Origin of the sequence: Phenylobacterium aquaticum (assembly GCF_947378715.1) — a bacterium.
GTDB classification, from domain to species: Bacteria; Pseudomonadota; Alphaproteobacteria; order Caulobacterales; family Caulobacteraceae; genus Phenylobacterium; species Phenylobacterium aquaticum_A.
This window is the reverse complement of record NZ_CANCLE010000225.1, coordinates 1-4780: the sequence shown is the minus strand read 5'-3', so window position 1 is coordinate 4780 and position 4780 is coordinate 1. Positions and strand designations below refer to the sequence as shown.

At 67.6% G+C, this 4780-nt stretch carries 3 protein-coding genes; all 3 read right to left on the bottom strand.

What is annotated here, in order from left to right:
• Positions 1–1709, bottom strand: a 1709-nt coding sequence (gene rpoD / locus Q7P21_RS19395) for an RNA polymerase sigma factor RpoD (RefSeq protein WP_304179890.1), incomplete at its 3' end; no start/stop codon positions are given.
• A 102-nt stretch (positions 1710–1811) separates the two neighbouring features.
• Positions 1812–3692, bottom strand: coding sequence for a DNA primase (dnaG, locus tag Q7P21_RS19390; RefSeq protein WP_304179886.1), 1881 nt, complete (start codon positions 3690–3692; stop codon positions 1812–1814).
• 68 nt (positions 3693–3760) lie between these two features.
• A complete protein-coding gene (gene sigJ, locus Q7P21_RS19385) occupies positions 3761–4627 on the bottom strand; it encodes an RNA polymerase sigma factor SigJ (RefSeq protein WP_304179881.1) in 867 nt (288 codons plus the stop codon).
• Positions 4628–4780: the final 153 nt, after the last annotated feature.

Below are 4780 nucleotides of genomic sequence, written 5' to 3'. Positions count from 1 at the left end.
GCCGCGTCAATCGGCAGGATGGCGTTCTTGTCCTCGATGAAGTCGCCGAGGTGGCTGTCTTCCTCATCGCCGATCGGGGTCTCGAGGCTGATCGGTTCCTTGGCGATCTTCAGGACCTTGCGGACCTTCTCCAGCGGCATGGCCAGCTTTTCGGCCAGTTCCTCCGGCGTCGGCTCGCGGCCGATCTCGTGCAGCATCTGGCGGCTGGTGCGGACGATCTTGTTGATCGTCTCGATCATGTGCACCGGGATGCGGATGGTGCGGGCCTGGTCGGCGATCGAGCGGGTGATCGCCTGACGGATCCACCAGGTAGCGTAGGTCGAGAACTTGTAGCCGCGGCGATATTCGAACTTATCGACCGCCTTCATCAGGCCGATATTGCCTTCCTGAATGAGATCAAGGAATTGCAGGCCGCGATTCGTGTACTTCTTGGCGATCGAGATCACCAGGCGAAGGTTGGCCTCGACCATTTCCTTCTTGGCCTGACGGGCCTCGCGCTCGCCCTTCTGCACCGTGTGGACGATGCGGCGATAGTCGTCGATCGGCACGCCGGTCTCGGTGGCGAGCGCAGCGATCTCGCTGCGGATGTCGGTGATCTGGCCGGCGTCGTTCTCGGCGAACTTGGTCCAGCGCACGCCCAGGGTCTTCACCTGGTCGGACCAGGAAGGGCTCATCTCGGAGCCGAAATAGGCCTTGAGGAACTCGTTGCGCGAGATGCCGTAGCTGTCGGCCAGGCGCAGCAGCCGGCCTTCCAGGCCCATCAGCCGCTTGTTGATCGCATAGAGCTGCTCGACCAGCGCCTCGATGCGGTTGTTGTTCAGCTTGAGCGTCTTCAGATGCTGGACGATGGCGATCGAGGCCGTCTCATAGGCCTTGCGGTCGGCGTCGGAGAGGTCCTCGCCCTTCAGGCGCTTGCCGACCAGCTTTTCCTGCAGGGCGCGGAAGCTGTCGAACTCGGTGGCGATGGCGTCCAGGGTCGCCATGACCCCTTCGCGCAGTTCGCCTTCCATCGCGCTGATGGTCGGGCCGGCGCCGTCGTCGAAATCGTCGTCGTCGTCGCTCTCGCCCTTGGCGATGGCTTCGCCGTCCTCGGTGACCTCGGCGGATTCCTCTTCCTCGACCGGGGCCTCGGCGGCCAGCTGTTCGGCGGCCGCGGCGTTGACGCCGCCATAGGTCTGCTCAAGGTCGATCACTTCGCGCAGCAGGATGCGGCCGGTGCCGAGTTCTTCCCGCCAGACCATGATGGCTTCAAAGGTCAGGGCGCTTTCGCACAGGCCCCGGATCATCGTGTCGCGGCCGGCCTCGATGCGCTTGGCGATGGCGATTTCGCCCTCGCGGGAGAGCAGCTCCACCGAACCCATCTCGCGCAGATACATGCGGACGGGATCGTCGGTGCGGTCATAGGCCGGCTCCTTGGCCGTCTCGACCACCGCGGTCTCTTCGCGGACGGCGACCTCGCCGCCCTCGGCGTCTTCTTCCGCCTCGACGACGTTGACGCCCATTTCCGACAGCATCGCCAGGGTGTCTTCGATGGCTTCCGAGGTGACTTCCTCGGAGGGCAGGACCTTGTTCAGCTCGTCCATGGTGACGTAGCCGCGGGCCTTGGCCTGCTTGATGAACTTCTTGACGCCGGCGTCGGTAAGGTCGAGCAGCGGGCCGTCGCCCCCAGTGGTCTCGGTCGGTTCCGTCTCAGCGGTGGTCGTGCTCATCTAAATCTCCGGATTCGGCCGCGCCCCTCATTCAAGGGGCGAGCCGAAGATGTGAATGGCGATCGCTTCCAGGTCGTTTACCAAAACGACCCTTCATCCGCCTTAATCGTCCCAATCCCTGATCGCGCGTTTCAGTGCGTCGCGTTCGCCCTTCAGGCGCCCGAGGGTCTCCATAGCTGATCGTCCGCCCAGGCTGACCTTGGCGGCGGCTATAGCCTCGTCGAGCGCCGCCAACCTAGAAAGGCGAGCGAAGGCTTGCGACCACTGCGATCTAGCTGCTTCGAGGGAGACATCCGATTTAAGGATGGGCGCGCTCGATGTCGCAGCGGCCCGGTCGATGTCTGTCAGTAGCGTGCTATACCCGCAAGACGCCAGATGGCGTGTGAGGGACCCCGAGTCAAGATGGTCGTGGTCCAGACGCAGACGGATGATTTCCCTCGCCAATTCTGAAAGCCCCGGATCGCCGAAGCCATTGGCGGTCAGGGCGTCCTCCAGATGGTCGTCGAGCACGGCCGGATCGGCCAGCACGAACTTCACCAGGGCGGCGGCCGTCAGGTCCATCCTCTGCGACAGTCGCCGGGCGCTGGCCTTGCCCTCAGGGCTGGCTGGCGCAGGCGGGGGTTGCCCCCATTGGCCGCGCTTGCGCCCACCGCCGAACCCCTCGCCAGAGGGGACCCAGGGCCGGCGCGCCTCCCGCTCCGGTCGGGCGAACAGGCCGTCGAGACGGGTCAACAGGTCCTCGCGATAGGCCTGCTGCAGGTCCTTGTCGGCGATAGTCCCGGCCAATTGTCGCAGGCGCCCCTTCAGCCCGGCCCGGCGCTCGGGCGTATCCAGCGGCTCCTGGTCGCGCTCACGGACGAACAACGCCTCGACGAAGGGGGTGGTCTCGGCCATCTGGCTGCGCAGGGCCGCCGCCCCCTGCTCGCGCAGCACCTCGTCCGGATCCTTGCCGCCCTCGACGATCGCGAAGCGGAAACTCTTGCCGGGCTTCAAAAGCGGCAAGGCCCGGTCGATGGCCCGGCTGGCGGCCTGACGGCCCGCCCGGTCGCCGTCGAAACAGAGCGTCGGCTCGGGATGGTGACGCCACAGCATCTCCATCTGCTCCTCGGTCAGCGCCGTGCCCATGGGCGCCACGGCGGCGATCCCGGCGCGCTGGCAGGCGATGGCGTCCATATAACCTTCCACCACCGCCAGGGGCGGGGTCTCGCCGCTCGGCGCCGCAGCGATGATCTTGCGGGCCTCGGCCAGGCCATAGAGCTGGTGGCCTTTGTGGAAGACCACCGTCTCGGGGCCGTTCAGGTACTTGGCGCGGGCCTTGGGATCCAAGGCCCGGCCGCCGAACGAGATCACCCGGCCGCGCGGATCGGTGATCGGAAAGATGATGCGGTCGCGGAACCGGTCATAGGGCGCCCCGCCCTCCTCCGGCGCGATCAGCATGCCGGTGTCGACCAGCTCGGCCGGCCGTGCGCCCTTGGCGACCAGATAGTCCTTCAGCGCCGTCCGGCCACCGGGCGCGAAGCCCAGGCGGAACCGCGCCCATTCGGCCTCCGGCAGGCCGCGCCCTTCCAGATAGGCCCGCGCCTCGCGGCCCACCGGCCGGCGCAGCTCGGCCTCGAACCACTGGGCGGCGGTCTCCAGCCAGTCCGAGAGGCCCTGGCGCTTCTTGTCCTGCTCCTGGCTCTGCGGATCGTGAGCCGGCATGGTCAGGCCCGCCTCGGCCGCCAGCTGCTCCACCGCCTCCATGAACGAGAGCCGCTGGGTCTCCTGCACGAAGGTGATCACATCGCCGGTCTTGCCCGACGAGAAATCGAAGAACTGGCCCTTGTCGTCGTTCACATAGAAGGACGGGGTCTTCTCCTTGGTGAAGGGGCTCAGGCCCACATACTCACGCCCCTGCTTGCGCAGCTTCACCGTCTTGCCGATCACGTCGGACGGGCGAAGGCGGGATTTGATCTCATCCAGGAAGTGTTCGTCGACGCGCACGGCCGCAGTGTAGCCGATTTCTGACGGCGACGACGAGCGCCACGCTGCTCCCCCAGCGGGGGAGCAGCTTACGCCTTCAAATGCCCCAGCTTGTCCGGGTTCCTCACCATATAGACCCCGGCCAGCTTGCCGCCCTCGCCGGGCTGGAAGGCCACGGTCATCGGCCCGTCCTCGCGCTCCAGGATCACACCGGGATAGCCGTTGATCCGCACCGCCCGGAAGCTCAGCGGCCAGGCGAGACCGCTGCGCCAGGCCAGCCCCTCCAGGAGGGCGATGATATCGGCAGGCCCATGGAGCGGCCGCAGGGCCGCCGAGCGCTTGCCGCCGCCGTCGGTCAGCATCACCGCATCGGCCGCCAGCACCGCGCCCAGCGCCTTCATGTCGCCCTGGGCGGCGGCGGCCATGAAGGCGGCGGCCAGCCGCGCGGCCTCGGCCTCGTCCACCGTAAAGCGGGGCCTGGCGTCCTTGACATGGGCCCGGGCCCGGCTGGCCAGCTGGCGCACCGCCGCCTCGTTGCGGCCCAGGGTCTCGGCCACCTGCGCATAGTCCTCGTCGAACACGTCGTGCAGCAGGAACACCGCCCGCTCCAAGGGCGACAGCCGCTCCAGCGCCAGCAGAAAGGCCACCGACACATCCTCTGCCCGCTCCAGCGGATCGTCGGCCAATTCCTCGATCAGCGGCTCCGGCAGCCACGGTCCGCGATAGACCTCCCGCCGGGCCTTGGCCGCCCGCATCCGGTCGATGCAAAGCCGGCTGGTCACCCGCACCAGCCAGGCGGCGGGTTCGGCGATTTCGTCGCCGGCCCGGGACCAGCGCAGCCAGGCGTCCTGCACGGCGTCCTCCGCCTCGCTGACCGAGCCCAGCATGCGATAGGCCAGCCGCTTGAGCCTTGGCCGCTCGGCCTCGAAGGCCGCGATGTCGCCGGGCGCGCTCATGGGATCCTCAGGCCGCGAGCGGCGAGTGTAGGACCGGGGCGGCCTGGCCCGCCACCATCACCCGCGAACAGGCCTTGCCGTGGCCCAGGGCGTATTTCAGGGTCGGATACATCCGCGCGGTGGTGAGCGCGAGGCTGATCGCCACCAGGCCCT

What these genes read in the sequence shown, in the direction of transcription:
- sigJ (WP_304179881.1), bottom strand. Translation starts at nt 4,627, where the DNA reads ATGAGCGCGCCCGGCGACATCGCGGCCTTCGAGGCCGAGCGGCCAAGG.